The sequence below is a fragment of the Mesorhizobium sophorae genome (assembly GCF_002270415.1).
Classification (GTDB): domain Bacteria; phylum Pseudomonadota; class Alphaproteobacteria; order Rhizobiales; family Rhizobiaceae; genus Mesorhizobium; species Mesorhizobium sophorae.
The window spans coordinates 102,156-118,366 of record NZ_NNRI01000006.1; the positions used below are offsets into that span (position 1 = coordinate 102,156).

The 16,211-nt window shown below is 60.8% G+C and carries 14 protein-coding genes and 3 pseudogenes; 6 read left to right on the plus strand and 11 right to left on the minus strand.

Going from position 1 to position 16,211, the window contains the following annotated elements; translation table 11 throughout:
* Positions 1-3: 3 nt before the first annotated feature.
* Entirely contained in the window at positions 4-204 is a 201-nt protein-coding gene (locus CGZ66_RS04420) for a hypothetical protein (protein WP_095081965.1), read from the minus strand.
* A gap of 291 nt (positions 205-495) precedes the next feature.
* On the opposite strand from CGZ66_RS04420, the gene cax reads away from it, so the two are divergent.
* The 3 genes from cax (at position 496) to CGZ66_RS04435 (ending at position 3,436) form a co-directional block, all read left to right on the plus strand.
* The gene (gene cax, locus CGZ66_RS04425) at positions 496-1,590 is read left to right on the plus strand and encodes a calcium/proton exchanger (RefSeq protein WP_095081967.1); all 1,095 of its coding nucleotides are present in this window, start codon (positions 496-498) and stop codon (positions 1,588-1,590) included.
* A 57-nt stretch (positions 1,591-1,647) separates the two neighbouring features.
* Positions 1,648-2,004 carry a potassium channel family protein gene (locus CGZ66_RS04430; RefSeq protein ID WP_095081969.1) on the plus strand — a complete coding sequence of 119 codons (357 nt, stop codon included), beginning with the start codon at positions 1,648-1,650 and terminating at the stop codon, positions 2,002-2,004.
* A 172-nt stretch (positions 2,005-2,176) separates the two neighbouring features.
* On the plus strand, positions 2,177-3,436 hold the full coding sequence (locus CGZ66_RS04435) for an MFS transporter (protein ID WP_095082014.1): 1,260 nt from the start codon (positions 2,177-2,179) through the stop codon (positions 3,434-3,436).
* A 761-nt stretch (positions 3,437-4,197) separates the two neighbouring features.
* On the opposite strand, the gene CGZ66_RS04440 is transcribed toward CGZ66_RS04435, so the two are convergent.
* A complete protein-coding gene (locus CGZ66_RS04440) occupies positions 4,198-5,895 on the minus strand; it encodes a tetratricopeptide repeat protein (RefSeq protein ID WP_143748672.1) in 1,698 nt (565 codons plus the stop codon).
* 403 nt (positions 5,896-6,298) lie between these two features.
* Here CGZ66_RS04440 and CGZ66_RS04445 point away from each other — a divergent pair, with 403 nt between their 5' ends.
* Complete coding sequence (locus CGZ66_RS04445; protein WP_095081973.1) at positions 6,299-6,955, plus strand: response regulator transcription factor; 657 nt, start codon at positions 6,299-6,301, stop codon at positions 6,953-6,955.
* 151 nt (positions 6,956-7,106) lie between these two features.
* Positions 7,107-7,466, plus strand: a complete 360-nt coding sequence (locus CGZ66_RS04450; RefSeq protein WP_095081975.1) for a response regulator transcription factor — start codon at positions 7,107-7,109, stop codon at positions 7,464-7,466.
* 81 nt (positions 7,467-7,547) lie between these two features.
* Here the strand turns inward: CGZ66_RS04450 and CGZ66_RS04455 are convergent, their stop codons facing one another.
* From CGZ66_RS04455 to arcA, 8 genes and pseudogenes are all read right to left on the minus strand, one after another.
* On the minus strand, positions 7,548-7,829 hold the full coding sequence (locus CGZ66_RS04455) for a hypothetical protein (RefSeq protein WP_143748673.1): 282 nt from the start codon (positions 7,827-7,829) through the stop codon (positions 7,548-7,550).
* A 163-nt stretch (positions 7,830-7,992) separates the two neighbouring features.
* Entirely contained in the window at positions 7,993-9,075 is a 1,083-nt protein-coding gene (locus CGZ66_RS04460; protein WP_143748674.1) for a cysteine peptidase family C39 domain-containing protein, read from the minus strand.
* A 181-nt stretch (positions 9,076-9,256) separates the two neighbouring features.
* A pseudogene (locus CGZ66_RS04465) lies at positions 9,257-9,543 on the minus strand (phosphoketolase family protein); the annotation flags it as partial.
* A gap of 45 nt (positions 9,544-9,588) precedes the next feature.
* Positions 9,589-10,722 (minus strand): AI-2E family transporter YdiK, encoded by a 1,134-nt coding sequence (gene ydiK, locus CGZ66_RS04470; RefSeq protein WP_095081981.1) that lies wholly within the window; start codon positions 10,720-10,722, stop codon positions 9,589-9,591.
* Positions 10,723-10,736: 14 nt separating this feature from the next.
* Complete coding sequence (locus CGZ66_RS04475) at positions 10,737-12,122, minus strand: amino acid permease (protein WP_095081983.1); 1,386 nt, start codon at positions 12,120-12,122, stop codon at positions 10,737-10,739.
* Positions 12,123-12,156: 34 nt separating this feature from the next.
* On the minus strand, positions 12,157-13,092 hold the full coding sequence (gene arcC, locus CGZ66_RS04480; protein WP_095081985.1) for a carbamate kinase: 936 nt from the start codon (positions 13,090-13,092) through the stop codon (positions 12,157-12,159).
* Positions 13,093-13,096: 4 nt separating this feature from the next.
* Positions 13,097-14,101, minus strand: coding sequence for an ornithine carbamoyltransferase (locus CGZ66_RS04485; RefSeq protein WP_095081987.1), 1,005 nt, complete (start codon positions 14,099-14,101; stop codon positions 13,097-13,099).
* Positions 14,102-14,132: 31 nt separating this feature from the next.
* Positions 14,133-15,362 carry an arginine deiminase gene (gene arcA, locus CGZ66_RS04490; protein ID WP_095081989.1) on the minus strand — a complete coding sequence of 410 codons (1,230 nt, stop codon included), beginning with the start codon at positions 15,360-15,362 and terminating at the stop codon, positions 14,133-14,135.
* A gap of 301 nt (positions 15,363-15,663) precedes the next feature.
* Here arcA and CGZ66_RS04495 point away from each other — a divergent pair.
* Positions 15,664-15,984: pseudogene (locus CGZ66_RS04495) on the plus strand (transposase); the annotation flags it as partial.
* Positions 15,985-16,021: 37 nt separating this feature from the next.
* Here the strand turns inward: CGZ66_RS04495 and CGZ66_RS40315 are convergent.
* Positions 16,022-16,211: pseudogene (locus CGZ66_RS40315) on the minus strand (amino acid ABC transporter substrate-binding protein); the annotation flags it as partial.

Below are 16,211 nucleotides of genomic sequence, written 5' to 3' on the forward strand. Positions count from 1 at the left end.
CATTCACGCCCCGTTGCTCTTCGGCGAATAGATCAGCCCGATGCCTCGCATACGCACTCGGAACACTTTCAAGCGCGGTTTCAGGTCGATCGTATCGACTGGTAGCCGGCCACCGCTGATCAAAAAGTCGCGCAGGATGGTCCGTAGCACTTCTGACCGTGGCAGGTTCAGTTCGCCAGCAACCAAGCCGATCGATTCGGCCACATCCGGATCGAGGGTCTATGCCTTCTACGTTTCGCAGCAGCAGAGCTGCCCGCCGGAGCAATATCTGCAGGTCGTATGGCCAAAACCTGAGCCCGCCATGCCGAGCGGCCGAACAAGATCGCGCACGACGCTTTGCTATCTCGTCGAGCGCTGGTATCATCGAGGGCGTCAAATGCGGCTATGGTGTGAGTTTCGGCTATCCGCCGGCGGATCTTATAATCGCTACCCGTAGCCAGGTGCATTGTCAGGGCAAACACCGATCCGTCTAGGTGACCGAACAGGAGTGAACAGTTGAGCCCCCTTCTGACGGAGATTCGCCAAAGCCCCATGCTGTGGTTGCTGGTCGCTGTGCCCGTGGTGTTCGCCGCCGCGAAGTTCACTCCCGAAGCCCACACGGCGCTCTTTGTCTTGTCGGTGCTTGCCATCGTACCGCTGGCGGGGTTGCTGAGTCACGCTACCGAATCCGTTGCCGCCGAGACAGGTGATGCCGCCGGTGGGCTACTCAATGCCACCTTGGGAAATCTGACCGAACTGGTCATCGCACTGGCCGCCCTGCGCGCCGGAGAGTACACGTTGGTAAAGGCATCCATTGCCGGCGCGATCGTCACCAACACGCTGTTCATGCTGGGGGCCTCGTTTCTGCTCGGCGGACTCAGATACCATTTCCAGGAATTCAATAGAGCCAGCGCGCGTCTTCAGTCGGGTCTGCTTTTCTTGGCAACAATCGCCCTCCTCATGCCTTCGGCTGTCGCAGAAGTGGACTCGACCTCAACTGCAGCGGTCACCCAAAAGCTCAGCCTTGGCCTGGCCGTTCTGCTGATCGTCGGATATGGACTAGGCCTGTTGTTCTCGCTCCGTACACATCGTGAGGTCTTTGCCGCGGCGGAGCATGCCGAAGCAGATGAAGCACCGTGGCCGATTAGACTGGCCCTGGCCACGCTGGTCGGTGTCACAGTACTCGTGGCCCTGGTCAGCGAGATCTTCGTCGAGTCAGTTCAAAAGGCAGCCGAAGCTTTGGGGATGACCCCTGCTTTTGTCGGCTTTATCGTCGTCGCACTGGTTGGTGGCGCCGCCGAAATGGCCTCGGCGTTTTCCGGCGCGCGCAAGAACCGGCTCGACTTGAGCGTGGGGATCGCGCTGGGAAGCGCTTCCCAGATCGCTTTGTTCGTTGCACCCGTGCTGGTGCTGCTGAGTTACCTGATCGGCCCGTCGCCGATGGACCTGCAGTTCTGGCCGGGTGCCGTGGTGATGGTGCTAATCGCGACCCTAACCGCGATGTTCGTCACGAACAGCGGACGGTCGGCATGGTTCGTCGGCGTCCTCGTGTTGATGGTATACATAATCTTCGCCATGACGCTGTACATCCTGCCGCCGGCTATACCGTGAAGTCAACGTGACCATCGGCGGCGTTCCTGACCGTGAACAGCAGAAAGGTCGGAGATCATGTCGGCAAAGACACGCGACAAGCCGCAAGCAAGGCAAATGAGGCGTCTGTTCTTCTTGGCGCTCGTCCAGCAACTTCGTGTGGTCTGGCCCATCCTGTCGGGGATTCTCCTGGTCATGGTTGGGTCCGGGCTTATGATCTGGCGCATAGAGAGTTGGCGGATCGACGAGGCCCTCTACTTCACCTTCGTGACAGGGCTCACTATCGGCTATGGCGACTTTACGCCCAAACATGTTTCGGCGCGGTTGCTGTCATTGGTGATCGGTTTCGCAGGGATTGTGCTGACTGGGCTCGTTGCGGCTGTCAGCGTGCAGGCTCTGAGGGTGACGGACCGCGATAGCTCAGGATCGGATTAGCCCAGCCATACCTCAAAACCATGCCCTTGAGGTAGCGCGAGGCTCAGGCTGCGTGCTTCTCACAAGACAATAACGTGCCCTCTTTGCGCACTTATGTATGGCTCATGTGTTGACTTTGGGCGGCCGGCGGCCAGTTAGTGTGGGTGCCAAGTCTGTTGAGCCCTATCGGAAGATGCTGGGTTACCTCTTACCTCTCGGCTACCGCCCGATCCTGTCGCTTCTTCGCGGCACTGGATTCCTGCTTGCAGCGACAGGGTTGCATGGCTTGCTCTTGCCGTTGCGTGGGCAGGCGGAGGGCTTTTCGACAGCGTCGCTTGGCCTGCTCGGAACTGCCTGGGCGGGCGGCTTCGTCGCCGGCTGCATCTTCGCACCTAGGCTTGTCCGTCGGATCGGGCACGTCCGTGCGTTCGGCACCTTTGCAGCGGCTGGTGCAATCATCGCGCTGCTGACGGGTTTGATAATCGAGCAGTATGTGTGGATCGCTCTGCGCGCCTTCACGGGCTTCGCCATGGCCGGCGCCTATATGGTCATCGAGAGTTGGTTGAACGAGAAGGCGACCAATGACAACCGCGGCCGCGTCTTCGGCCTCTATATGATCGTGTCCTATGTCTCGATCATGGCCGGCCAGATGATTGTCGCCATAGGCGACGTCGGGGACGCGTCATTGTTCATGGTCGCGGGGATCTTCTTCTGCCTCGCGTTGATCCCGACGGCAGTATCATCGGCAGTGACACCGCAACCGCTTGAGGATGTCACTCTCGATCTGAAAGGTCTTTATGCTACTTCCCCGGTCGCCCTGGTCGGCTGCCTCATGACAGGTATTGCCAACGGAGCCTGGGGGACGCTCGGGGCCGTCTATGGTGCCCGCATCGGAATTGGCAACGCGGGTATTGCACTGATGGCAAGCGTAGTTGTGCTCGCCGGTGCCGCTCTCCAGTTTCCCGCGGGTCGGCTGTCCGACATCACCGACCGCCGCTTTGTGCTGGCCGGCGCGGCGGTCGGAGCGGCCGCATTCGGACTTCTCATCTTCGTACTCCAGCCACGATCGGCGGCACTCGTGATTGTCACCACCGCAGCCTACGGGGGCTTGGCCTACACCCTCTATTCGGTCGCAGTGGCGCATGCAAACGACCACGCCCGCCCGGACGAGTTCGTCAAGGTGTCGAGCGGTCTGCTGTTATTCTATGGGTTCGGCACAATTGTCGGGCCGGTGATGGGAGCCGCGGTGATGACCAAGATGCGACCGGAGAGCCTGTTCCTCGCAACGGCCCTCCCTCACGCAGTGCTCGCCGCATATGCTCTCCTGCGTATCAGCCGCCGCGCTCCGGTATCGCAGGCTGCAAAGGGGTCGTTCAGGACACTGCCGGCCGAACGGGCTGTCACGACCGAGTCGCTGCGGCTCGATCCACGCACCGTCCCGGCCGCAGAGTGAAACAAAGCCCGGTTGGCGGGCAAATCAGCTGAATAGGAACGCCTATGCCGGATCCCCGAAACCGCGTTCTATTTGCGTGAACGAACACAAGCGAAAGAAGCTAGGTTTTCCGAGTCGAATATGTCCCCTCTAGGAGCACTACTCGGCTCGCGGCCGCATACGCATGCGCGGCAGCATAGTTCGGGTCGAGCAGACGCACCGAGCCCGTTTCGCGGACTACGATCAGACTGGTTGTCCGCCTCCTTCAGGCACCAGATGTGGTGGCGGCCTTGCTTGCGTACGGCACCCTCGACCTCCTGTCATCGGGCGATGACAACACGGCGTAGGCGATCAGTGGGGCGATGCTGGCATAGATGCCGGTCTCGGGGGGCAGTCCGGCGATAGCGGGATAGGCGACCGCCAGCCCGCGCGAGCGCGAGATTGTTGGCTGGACTCTTGCGGCTCCTCGGTTGCCGGTGTTTACGAGCCTCTCAGGCTATCGATTGGGCTGGTTGCGCAGCGACGTGTCGGCCGGACTCGCAGTGGCAGCCGTGGGGCCTCCTTGTCGTTTCCGAGCAAGTGAGATTGGTGGCCGGTAAGATGCTGGCAATCGGCGCCATCGGCATCGGGCCAGTTCGCCGCGCTGGTCGCGAAGGTGCAGTGGATGTGCCACCAGCGAGCGGGTAAGGACAGGAGGAAGAACTCATCGCCGGGACGGCGACGAACTCCGAGCCGGAAGGATGTCGTTCGAATGCCGCAGATCCGTGCCCTCGTCACACGGTTCAGTGGCGTGTGACCTCCGTCGAAAGCCCGGCTTCTCGCAATGCTGCCAAGACCTTGTCGGCCAGGTCGGGATTGGCGTTGACGCCGGCCAAGTCGGCCAGAATGCCGCCGCCGCGACAAGGAGCGAGTTCAACAATCCTCTGGACAGCCCGGGCGGCCTCTTCCTTCCGCCCGAGGCGAACGAGGGAGATCGCTCGGGCCACAAAGCCATGCGTCACGTCCGGCATGTCCACATCACGCGCTTCGGCCAGCGCCTCTTCGTAGCGTCCGTTCACGAAATGATAGAGGGACAATCCCACGCAGTTGGCGCCGAGCCGCGACAGTTGTTGTGCGGAGGCCTTCTCGAGCAGTGGAACTCCTTTGCCCCATTCACCCAGCAAGGACCAGATCAGACCCAGATCGGTCATGATGTCTGTCGCGTTGGGGTTGAAGGCGAGGGCCATCTGCATGGCCTTCAGGCTGGCGGGCACGTCGTGAGCAAACCAATAAGCCAGTCCCCGAGCATGATGGCCGCGGCTGGAATCGGGAGCCAGCTGGACCGCCCTATCCGCAAGCTCTATGGCCTGCCGGCGCAGTCCAGAGGGGGACTCCGTGGGTGCGAACCCAAACCGATGCCCATCGGTGTACAGTTGAGACAGGCAGGCGAACGCCTCGGCATAATCCGGGTTGGTGATTGCGGTTCGTTCGAGACACTGACGCACACCTGAAAAGAGGTCCCTCCGGTAGGTCCGCTTGTACTCGTAAAACCTGATGACGCACTCGACAGGACTTAGGGACCGCGGTTCCTTCGCTTGGGCAGCGGCATTGGCTATGCTGCTGATGACGCCGTAGGGTTGTGCCAACGCGCGCACGAGCGAATTCGCCACCTCGTCGCGGATGCTCAGCACATTCCCGCATTGGAGGTCTCGTTCGAAGCTCTGCCCCCAGAGCACCCGCCCGGTCCGCGCTTGAACTAGAACGGCTTTCACGTTGAGAGAGCCGGCGAAGAGTGCGGTGCTGCCGCTCAGGGCAAACTCCCCATTCGCATTGCGGCGTTGCTCACCGGCTGCCGCCGATGCGTAATGCGCGTCCGAAGGCCGTTCAAAGACGGCGATTTCGGGGAAACGAGCTAGACCGATTGTGACCTGTTCGGCAAATCCGCGATTGAAATGCAGGAACATAGATTGATCGCCTTCGGCATCAAATGGCGCCACAAGGATCGTCGACGCGCGCTCCGTTCCAGCCGGTTCGCTGGGGGCATTCGCCTGTGCGTCACCAGCTGACGGTGACCAGAGGGCAGGAGTCTGAAACTCGGGCACATAGCCGCCTTTCGGCATGGCAATCCTGATCGAGCTGTTGTCGCCGCAGGTGAGATAGAAGCGCTCAAGCGATCTGCGCAACCGGCGGGCTTCCATCCGTACCACCGGATCAAGCTGGGGATCGAAGTTGACGTCGCGGCCAAACACTTCGGTCGCGATGTTGTATGCCTTGATGCGCCCTCCCCTGCCTGCCAGCGCTTCTTCGACCACATATGCAAGGAACCGCCGATTGCGCTCTGACGCGTCGAACCGAACGGAATCCACCACGCGGTCCAACTCGCGGTGGATTTCATCGGAGCGCGATGTTGCAGGATCAGCAGGCGCTGCGCCGTCATAGCGGTCCAACGCAGCGGCGGGAGAAGGGGTAGTCAGGCAGCGCATCTCGTCCGCGTCAATCATTTCGACCCTCCACGAAGGCAGAGACCTGCTCATCGACTCTCGACCGTTGACATTCGCGCGAATGGGAGCAAGCTCTAAGCTTAGAGCGGGGAGATTGGAATTGTACCGGCGATCAGTGGCCGTCAAGACATTGTCCCCAGGGACAAGTTACAACCAGATAACGCACCGCCGAAAAGAAAGAATGCTTTTCACGTTAATACAAAGTAGGTAGTGCGATTCTGCCTAAGATAACGTCAAATGGCAATTTTGGCATGGGCACGTTTCGATGAAGCCCTTAGCGACCAAGTTCATGCTGAGAACGCGAACTGGGCGCTGGCTGTGGGTTGTCGCTCTTGACTGAGAAGGATCGCGGCGCGGCGTTCTACATCACGCTGCTCGCGAATGCCGGTGCGATGTGAATCCGATGGGTAGCCTAGTTCATATTGTAGACGACGATAGCCTGTTCCGTCATGCAACCGCGCGGCTGCTGCGCCTGCACGGCTACGAGGTTATTGAATACCCCAGCGCAGACCAGTTTCTGGCGCAGGTTTGCGCCGGGGCGGAAGTTGGCTGCATTCTCCTCGATGTCAGCCTGCCCGGCTTGAGCGGGCCTGCCCTGCAGCGGCGACTGGTCGAGATTGGTTCGCCGTTCCCGATCGTCTTCCTCACGGGTCACGGCGACATTCCGACCACGGTCACGGCGATCAAGTCCGGGGCCGAGGACTTTCTGACCAAGCCGGTGGCGGGTCAGACCTTGCTCGAAAGCATCGGACGCGCGATCGCGCGGCACGATACAGAGTCCAAGCACCAGCAACGGATGCGAGATGCGCACGCACTGCTGGAAACGTTGACACCGCGCGAGCGCCAGGTGTTCGACTTCATCGTGCGGGGGCGCCTGAACAAGCAAACGGCTTACGCTCTCGGTATTACCGAACGGACGATAAAAGCACATCGGCACAGGATATTCGAAAAACTGGGCGCCCGGACGATTACCGACCTCGTCTCGCTCGCCGAACGCTTGGGAATTCTGTCAGAGCAGGCCGACGCCGACCTGAGCTCGTCCGCGAAGTCGCCTGCCTGACGTTTTTGCATTTGCTGTAAGATTTGCGTCCAACATGTCCGACTGGACAATAGCAGCGATCGTGTTCGCCTTGCTATTCTGGATCGAGATCAACCCCCGACAACCGAGTTGAGCAGCTACTCTGGATGTCCAATCTGGATGAATAGGGTCCATGCGCATACTGGTCGTCGATGACGATCCCGGTTTTCTCAAGGGAATCGCGAGGCTGCTGAGAGCAAAGGGCTTCGAGGTTACCGGGTATTCCTCCGCCGAGGAATTTCAAGCGTATGCAGACCTGCGCGATGCGGCCTGCCTCATCCTAGACATCCATCTTAGCGGCATCTCGGGAATAGAACTCGCGCTTCAGCAGCGCAGATCAGGTTCCGATGTCCCGGTCATCTTTATCACCGGCAATGGGCATAAGGCGACCCAAGACGCCGCCATGGCTGCAGGCTGCGCAGCCTATCTCGAGAAGCCGTGTCCGGCAAAAACATTGATGGACGCCTTGTCTGCCGCCCTGCAACCCCGCTGAGCCACGCTTGCCTCCCTGGCGCGGTTATGAATGAAGGCAAGTGATGCGGCGCCCCAGGATGTATGGCATCCGACATCGCCGCTACTCCTTGTTAACCGTCGGCCGTTCTTCGTCACCCAGCAAGCGGCGGATGATCTCGTCTTCGAGTTCGGACACCAGGGTCGTGTATTCGGAAATCTCTGCCGGCCGCCTTGGCTTCGCTTTCTTCATTCTGGTGAGCGTCGCGCGAGCCAGCCTGTAGTCTTCACACATATCCCGCAAGATCTCGTCCGAGATGCTGCGGGCCTTGATCAACTCCGCCACATCAACGAACCGGACCATCGCGGCCGTCAGCGGCATTGACCTGTTGCTCGGGTCTTTCATTGGTACTTCGCAGACACTCGCATTAGTTTGCCCCTTCGCCTGCAGGATGCACAGCGGCGACAAGTAAGTTACAGTAGCCGGCGCAACGGCCGTGAGGCAGTTGCGCCTTCCATTTAGAAACTCCTGGCGGCTCACCGGAAATACCGCTGCCCGAGCCGCCGGATCACACGGTTGATGGCACAATCCAACCGCCCATTTTTGCGAGGGCAGCGGCAGAGATCATCTTCTGTTCTGCAACTGTGCCTCCGTGACGGCGCGTCACATCGTTGAACCGCGACTCCCAACGGTTCTCCAACAGAACGACGACTTCGGAATGCCCAGGACGCAGTCGCTCCGCGCGCCGGCGAAGGTCGTCAGCAGACAGACCAAAGTCACCGGCACCAGCCGCTCGCGCCGCCGCCTTTGCGCTCGTCCGGATTTCTGCCGTGTCGCCGCGCGCTTGGGCTGCAAGCGCTGCGATCAAGGCATTGACCTCGACGACGTCCTCGCCGTCCTCCAGGCGCCCACCTTGCATTCCCGATATCCTGCCCTCGCTGTCCTTTCTCGTAATCGCGAATGCATCCGGGCGAACCAACCCGCCCTCGAACAGCTGTTTCAGTTCAGCGAGGAAATCGAACGGCAGCAGATATCGCGGGAAATGGATGCTTATCAGATCTATGGAACCTAGCTGGCTCAAATCGAGCTTTGACAAGTCGAATTGATCGGTGCCTGGGCGTATAGCCGACTCGTTTCCCTTTATGAATATTGCGACGCGATGCATTTCGGCAGACCTGGCATGCGCGATGCCTCCCATGATCTGATGCCAATGCTCGTCGAATGCCGATCTGGGCACGAAGCCCTTGCCCATCCGTATGTACGGGTCCTGGAAGTAGACGTAGTCGGCGTCGACCGAGAGAACCACAATGTAGTGCCCGCAATCCCACTCGTCGGCCGCCGATTCCGGCGTGTCCTTCTCGCTCCTCCAGACCTGCCCCAACGCGATCACCGGATGACCGGCGGACGTGAACCGCTCCAGATCGTCGAGACTAGAGTTCTCTTTCATCTCGGCATCGAAACCCAGCGCGCGAGCACCACGAACCAGATCTTGAGGAAAGGTGCCGACCTCGGGGTTAGTGCCGAGGAGCCTCATCAGAGCCTCCTCTTCCATCTCCTGGCCCCAATAGCTGAACACCGACTGCAAGGCCGATGCGCCGCAGGAGTACTCGGTCATCTGTCGGGTCTGTTTCAAAAGGCGGAAATGCGACATGACCCGTTCCCATGTGGGGTGGGCTGCGGCCGTCGCCGGATTATGCGGGCGCTGTAGCCGAGCGCTGAAAGAGCCTGCAGTTTGCCCCGCTATATTGATCGCGGTGTCACCCGCCACGATCAAGAAGCAGAAGGTAAGTTACGGTAGCACAAGGCACAACTGCTGGCCGTCGTTCGGCGGCTCAGATGTTGTCCTCCTCGGTCGAGGTTCTCCGCTCGCTGCCGGCATTTCCCGTCAGGCCCCATTTCCATCCGCTGATCTCCGGCATGTCGTCGCCGTGCTTGTCAACGTACTGCTTGTGCTCGATCAGCTTCTCGTGAATTGCCTGCCTGAAGTAGGCAGCGCGCGCTCCAGCAATCGCTCAATCACGTCCTGCACCAGACGGAAGCGGTCGAGGTAGTTCAATACCACCAAGTCGAACGGAGTACTCGTGGTGCCCTCTTCCTTGTAGCCGCGGACGTGCAGGTTGTTGACGAAGACGCTTTCTTGCCACATCGCCGCGTTATCGGCGTATCACTGCCTCGCCACGACAGGCGTCGGATCTTCCTGCATCCAGGCGTTCAGCAGGGTATAGGCCACGGCTAGGACGGTAGGGCCTATGAAGATGCCGAGGATGCCGAACGCAATCAGCCCGCCAACCACCCCGGCAAGGATCAGAAGCAAGGGCAAGTCGGCCCCTCTCCGGATCAGGATCGGTCGAATGAACTGGTCGATCGTCATGGCGACAATTGCGAAGAGCAGCAGAACGGTCGCGCCGAGGGTGCTGCCTGAATAGTACATCCAGATTACTGCCGGGATAAGCACCAAGCCTGGACCGAGTTGTATCAGGCAGAGCACGAACATCAGCGCTGTGAGCAGCACCGCGAATGGCAGGCCGACCAGCCGCAGGCCGATGCCGGCTATGATGCTCTGTGCCAAGGCCGTCACAACGACCCCCAGCGCCACACTGCGAATCGCCTGACCCGCCAAATAAATGGCCTTCTCTCCACGATCGCCGGCCAATCGTCGGCCGAAGAGTATCATCGCAGCCGCCGCCTGTTCCCCCTTGGCGTACATTACCGCCGCGATGGCGGCAGTCAGCAGGAATTGCAGGAGCATGCTGCCGAGGCCTCCGGCAGCCGATGCGATCCACTGTGTCAGCGCGCCAGCATAGGGAGTAAGCTTGGGTGCCAGTTCATCCAGGCCAGCCGAAGACAACCTGCCCCATGCCTCGGCGGCCCGAGCCCCAACCACGGGAATTCCGGCCAGCCAATCCGGGGGGGGCGGTACCCGCAGGGACAGCAGCGTGCGCGCCATGTCGCCGATTACATCTATGTTGGTGACGACTGTGCTCACCGCCGCCCAAAGCGGCACGATAAGAACCAGCAGCACCGCCAAGGTCATCACTAATACCGCAATGCCACGGCGGTTGCCGGCGTAGCGCTGCACGCGAAGCAACAATGGCCAGGTCGCGAGAACCAGCGTCGTAGCCCAAAGGAGTGCCGGCAGGAACGGCCGCATGATCCAGATGCTGGTAACAAGCAGACCGCCGATGAACAGCACGGTCAACGTGATCCGCCCAAGGTCCTGGTGCCGGGAGGTCACCGGTGGAACGCTGGGCAGCGGCGTAGGGTTGTCTGATTCCAGGAGAGGACCACCGATTGGCATGACTGGAGCCTCTATCAGGCCATCGTGATGGCGCGTCGCCGCTGCCAGACGAACACCGGAATACCGAGCAGCAACAGGACCAAGCCATAGAGGACCGGCTCCGCTCCGCAACCATAGAGCGTGAACATGGCGAATACGAACGCCACAAGTTCGACGGCGGTCACGCGCGGGATACGCGCGCCGCCGCTGACACGTGCCGAGACAAGGCTGCCTGCCAAGGCGCAGAAGGCGTAAGGGATGACCGCTGCCATCGTGCTCAAGCCAACGACCAGTGTGTAGAACGCCGAGAAGCCTCCTGACCCGGCAGCCTGAACGAGAACGAGCAGGGTCGCCAACACAGCCGAGACCACGATTCCGATCGCCGGGACATTTCGCGTCGACAGGCTGCCGAAAAGCGGTGGGAACAGCCCGTCGCGCGCCGCCGCCATCGGCACCTGCCCCATCAGCAAGGTCCAGCCATTCAGCGCACCGATCGACGACAGGATCACCGCGATCGCAATCGAGATCGCGCCTGCGCGCCCCCACATCACACGAGCTGCGTCGGAGAACGGAGCGATCGAATGGACGAGTTCCTGCCGCGGCAAGACGCCCATGACCACGATCGTTCCGAACACATAGAGGGTCGCTGCGATTGTGATCCCCAGCACCGTTGAGCGGGGAATCGTGCGCTCCGGGTCGCGGACATCGCCGGCAGGGACAGTGGCCGACTCGAGCCCCAGGAAAGCGAACATTGTCAGCGGCGCAAGCGCCGCGCCTGCTTGCAGGATTGGCAGGCCGCTCGGATTGAACTCGCTGAAGTGCGAGGTGTCGACGTAGAGCAGGCCCACCACCGCGACGGCTCCGAACGGCACCAGCTTGGCGTAGGTTGTGACCTGCGACATGAGGCCGGCGGCGCCTACCCCTCGCAGGTTGACGAACACGACAACCCAGATCGCGCCCAAGGTAAGGGCGACGACCATCCCACGACCCCGCAGCATGGGGAACAGGTCGACCACAGCCCCAGCAAGGGCGACGGCGATTACCGGCAGCGAAGCCCAGATCGATATCCAGTAGCCCCACGCGATGAGAAAGCCGGGAAAGTCGCCATAGGCCAGGCGGGTATAGGCGTAAGGTCCGCCCGTCGCCGGAGCCAAACGCGCCAGTCTGGCGAAGGTCAGCCCCAGACAGATTGCCCCTGCGCCCATTACAATCCAGGTCAGGATCGCAAGGTTGCCATAGGGGGCGATGGCAGCGGGCGACAGGTAGAAACCCGACCCGACCATGTTACCGACCACAATCGCCGTGCACGCCGCTATCCCGAGGCTTTTGCGGCTTTCCGAATGCGGTGGCAGGCCCTGTTCGGGTGCGGAAACGACTCGCCCGGTGGCGGTTTCGCTTTTGGTCGGATCCAAGGCTTGCATTACCAAGAATTCCAATCTGTTGGGCGGGAGATGCCTAGTGGTAGCTAAGGCCCGTGAAGCCCCCACCGATAATTGTGCCCTTCTCGCCCCGCACGATCGCCTCGATGTCGGCAAGTGCGCCGATGGCTGCCATGTGACCCGTCGCCCTCGCAAATTGACAGGCAGCATCGACCTTCGGACCCATCGAGCCGGCGGGGAACGTGTGCTCCGAAATTGCTTCTGGACTGGCCCTGTGGATCGCCTTGGCCTGCGGCGTGCCCCACCCCAGGAATACCGCCTCCGCGTCGGTCGCCATCACGAGCAGGTCGGCATCAAGCTCGCGGGCAAGGAGCTCCGTACAGAGGTCCTTGTCGATGACCGCCTCGACGCCAACGAGCTTGCGGTCGGAATCGGGCGCGTACATCGTAGGAATGCCGCCACCGCCGGCGCAAATGACGACCGTACCTTGATCCAGCAGCCAGCGTATCGGCCGCATCTCGAAGATGCGCTTCGGTTGCGGCGATGGAACGACGCGGCGCCACATTGTGCCGTCGAGCTTGAACGTCCATCCCTTTTCGGCCTTGATCTGTTGCGCTTGCGCCTCGTCGTAGACAGGGCCGACAAACTTGGTTGGATTCTTGAACCCTGGGTCGTTACCGTCGACCTCGACCATGGTCAGCAGTGTGGCGAATGGTACCTCGAACGGCAGCAGATTGCCGAGCTCCTGTTCGATCATGTAGCCGATCATGCCTTCCGTCTCAGCACCTAAGACATCCAGCGGATAGGCCTCGTCCGCCTTGTAGGCTGCCCCTTGCAGTGCGAGCAGGCCAACCTGCGGACCATTGCCATGGCTGATGACCAGCTGGTGTGCGGAGGCAACCGGCGCCATAGCTATAGCCGCGGTACGGATGTTCCTGCGCTGGACTTGCGCCGTCATCGGTTCGCCGCGTTTCAAAAGCGCGTTGCCGCCAAGCGCGATCACGACCCGCATTCGGTCAGTCCCCCAAAGTCGCGACGAGAAGTGCCTTGATCGTGTGCATTCGGTTCTCCGCTTGCTCGAACGCGACGTTGGCTTCCGACTCGAACACGTCGTTGGTAACCTCGAGTCCGTCAGCCATGCCGTAGTTCTCGGCGATTTGCTTGCCGAGGACGGTTTCCGTGTCGTGGAACGCTGGGAGGCAGTGCATGAACTTCACCTGCGGGTTGCCGCTGGCTTTCATCATGGCAGAGTTCACTTGGTAGGGCTTGAGCAGCTTGATACGCTCGCCCCAGACCTCCTTGGACTCGCCCATCGAGACCCAAACGTCCGTATGGATGAAATGCACGTCCTTCACCGCGGCCTTGACGTCCGCAGTGATCGTCAATCTCGCGCCGGATTTCTCAGCCAGCTTCTTGGCGATGCTCGTGTATTCATCGGACGGCCAGAGTTCCTTGGGACCGCAGATACGCACATCCATTCCCATCAGGCATCCGACAATCATGAGCGAATGCCCCATGTTGGAGCGGGTGTCTCCGACGTAAGCGTATTTGATGTCGGTGATCGGCCTGTCGCCATTCTCGCGCATGGTCATGACGTCGGCGAGCATCTGGGTCGGGTGGTATTCGTCGGTCAGCCCGTTGTAGACCGGAACTCCGGCATATCTTGCGAGGTCCTCCACCCCCTTTTGCGCCGATCCCCGATACTCGATCGCGTCGAACATGCGTCCCAACACGCGCGCTGTGTCCTTGAAGGACTCCTTGTGCCCGATCTGGGAGCCGGCCGGATCGAGATAGGTGACGTTGGCGCCCTGATCGTAGCAGGCGACCTCGAAAGAGCAGCGCGTGCGCGTCGAGGTCTTCTCGAAGATCAGGCAGATCTCCTTGCCTCGAAGATGCATCTGCTCGGTGCGGGCATATTTGGCGCGCTTCAGGTCGCGGGCGAGGTCGAGCAGATGCTGAAACTCGCGCGGCGTATAGTCCTGTACCGTCAACAGCGACCGGTTGCGGAGGTTGAAGCTCATGCGTTCTCTCCCTTGAGAAGTGGTGACCGGTTCAGTCGACAGGGTCACGCCAGACAGGACAGGTCATGCAGTGCCCGCCGCCACGGCCTCGTCCAAGCTCGGCGCCCCGGATGGTGATGACTTCCACGCCGGCCTTTCTCAGAAGCGTGTTGGTGTAGGTGTTGCGGTCGTAGGCAACGACCACCCCAGGCTCGAGGGCGACGACATTATTGCCATCGTCCCATTGCTCGCGTTCGGCCTCAAATGCGTTGCCGCCGGTCGGCACGGAGCGGAGCCGTTTCAAGCCAAGTGCCTCTTGTACGACCGCGAGAAGCGGCTGCTCGTCGCGACGGACTTCGAAATGCCCTTCGTCGTCCAGGGGGTGTATGCTGAAGCACCTGACCTGATTGACGACTTCCTCGAAGATGGTGACCAGATCGCGGTCGCAGAACGTGAACACGGTGTCGAGATGCATCGCTGCCCGGCTCTTGGGCATGAGGCACCCGACGACGCGCGTGGCGGCCTTGTTGCGAAAGAGCTCGCGAGCCAACTGGCCCACGGCCTCATGGGTCGTCCGTTCGCCCAGGCCGACGAGGACGACGCCGTTACCGATCGGCATGACGTCTCCGCCCTCGATCGACGCGCTGGCGAACGACTCGTCGGAGTCGCCCCACCAGATCTTGAAGTCAGCCTCTCGGAACGACGGATGGAATTTGTAGATCGCACGCTGAAGCAGCGTTTCCGGCTTGCGCGCGGGCCAGTACATGGGGTTGCAGGTGACGCCGTTATAAATCCAGCACGACGGGTCGCGCTGGAACAAGGTGTTGGGTATCGGCGGCAGGATGAATTCAACTCCTCCGAAGGCCTCGACCATCATCGCCTTGCCGATCCCGCCAGGCAGGTCGGAGATCGTAATCCCGCCGATGAGGTGCTTGCCAAGTCGCGTCGCCTCAAGCTCGTCCAGCCAAGGCCGCATAAACGAAGCGTTCTGGACCCCGACCGAATTCGGCGTGATCAGCCTGTCGAGCACGAACCGACGCCCGTCGGCCTGCGCCAGGGTCTCGGCAAGGAGGTCATGCAATTCAAGGACTTCGATCCCCCGCTGCTGCATTTTAAGCACGAAGTCGAAATGATCCTTCTGGGCCTCGTGGACCCAGAGCACGTCATCGAAAAGCAGATCATGGCAGTTCCCCGGCGTCAGGCGTTGATGAGCGAGCGAAGGTTTGCAGACCATGACCGTCCGCAGCTTGCCTACCTCCGAATGCACCCCAACTGTCCTCATGCCCAGCGTCCTTCAAGGTACTGGCGTTGCCCAGCCCGCGATCACGTGTGAAGTCCTGCGCCGCGAGACGGCACACGCCACCGGATAGTCGTTCTCCCGAACGGCTCGACTGCCCGTGTGTCTGACATCGGACCAGGGAGAACTGGCGCTTTGAAGCATTGATTGTCGTCGGCGACGCCGCAATCAAGGATCAGGGAGTAAGTTACCGTAGCGTTCCCTGCCCCTTGCCGGGAGCTCCGGCACCACGTGAGCAGGGGCGACTGAACGCACGCGGGCGATTGGCCAAGGATTGCGCTCTGCAGCTGCGCTGCAACAGCAGCTCGTCACCGTGCTCAAGCCGGGCGATATCGTCGTCATGGATAATCTCGGAAGTCACAAGTCGACGGCCATCAGGCAGATGATCAAGGCTGCCGGCGCCAGGCTCTGGCATCTGCCGCCCTGCTCTCCGGACCTCAATCCGATCGAGCAGGCCTTCGCCAAGATCAAACACTGGATGCGCCAAGCCCAGAAGCGCACTATCGAGGACACCTGGCGCCACATCGGCCACCTCGTCGAAACCATCGAGGCAGCCGAATGCAAGAACTACTTCGAAAACGCCGGCTACGCTTCCGTCAAAACGTGAAAGGCTCTAGTGTGGCAATATATATTTTACGTGAGAACTATTCTGGCAATGCGCTCTGACGGAAAAAGGCTGTTACCTCGTCATCTGGTGCCCCGAACCATTTCGTGTACAGATCGCGAAACTCCTTTGATGAGAATTGCAGGCTAAGGGATCGATCCACGACCAAGCGAAAATCATCGTCGTTTCGCGCCATCGTCAGCGCAATCGGCTGAGAGGTGAACTGCCTG

Coding starts and splice junctions, on each gene's coding strand:
- CGZ66_RS04430 (WP_095081969.1), top strand. CDS start 1,648: ATGTCGGCAAAGACACGCGACAAGCCGCAAGCAAGGCAAATGAGGCGT.
- CGZ66_RS04435 (WP_095082014.1), top strand. CDS start 2,177: ATGCTGGGTTACCTCTTACCTCTCGGCTACCGCCCGATCCTGTCGCTT.
- CGZ66_RS04440 (WP_143748672.1), bottom strand. CDS start 5,895: ATGATTGACGCGGACGAGATGCGCTGCCTGACTACCCCTTCTCCCGCC.
- CGZ66_RS04445 (WP_095081973.1), top strand. CDS start 6,299: ATGGGTAGCCTAGTTCATATTGTAGACGACGATAGCCTGTTCCGTCAT.
- CGZ66_RS04450 (WP_095081975.1), top strand. CDS start 7,107: ATGCGCATACTGGTCGTCGATGACGATCCCGGTTTTCTCAAGGGAATC.
- CGZ66_RS04455 (WP_143748673.1), bottom strand. CDS start 7,829: ATGAAAGACCCGAGCAACAGGTCAATGCCGCTGACGGCCGCGATGGTC.
- CGZ66_RS04460 (WP_143748674.1), bottom strand. CDS start 9,075: ATGTCGCATTTCCGCCTTTTGAAACAGACCCGACAGATGACCGAGTAC.
- ydiK (WP_095081981.1), bottom strand. CDS start 10,722: ATGCCAATCGGTGGTCCTCTCCTGGAATCAGACAACCCTACGCCGCTG.
- CGZ66_RS04475 (WP_095081983.1), bottom strand. CDS start 12,122: ATGCAAGCCTTGGATCCGACCAAAAGCGAAACCGCCACCGGGCGAGTC.
- arcC (WP_095081985.1), bottom strand. CDS start 13,092: ATGCGGGTCGTGATCGCGCTTGGCGGCAACGCGCTTTTGAAACGCGGC.
- CGZ66_RS04485 (WP_095081987.1), bottom strand. CDS start 14,101: ATGAGCTTCAACCTCCGCAACCGGTCGCTGTTGACGGTACAGGACTAT.
- arcA (WP_095081989.1), bottom strand. CDS start 15,362: ATGAGGACAGTTGGGGTGCATTCGGAGGTAGGCAAGCTGCGGACGGTC.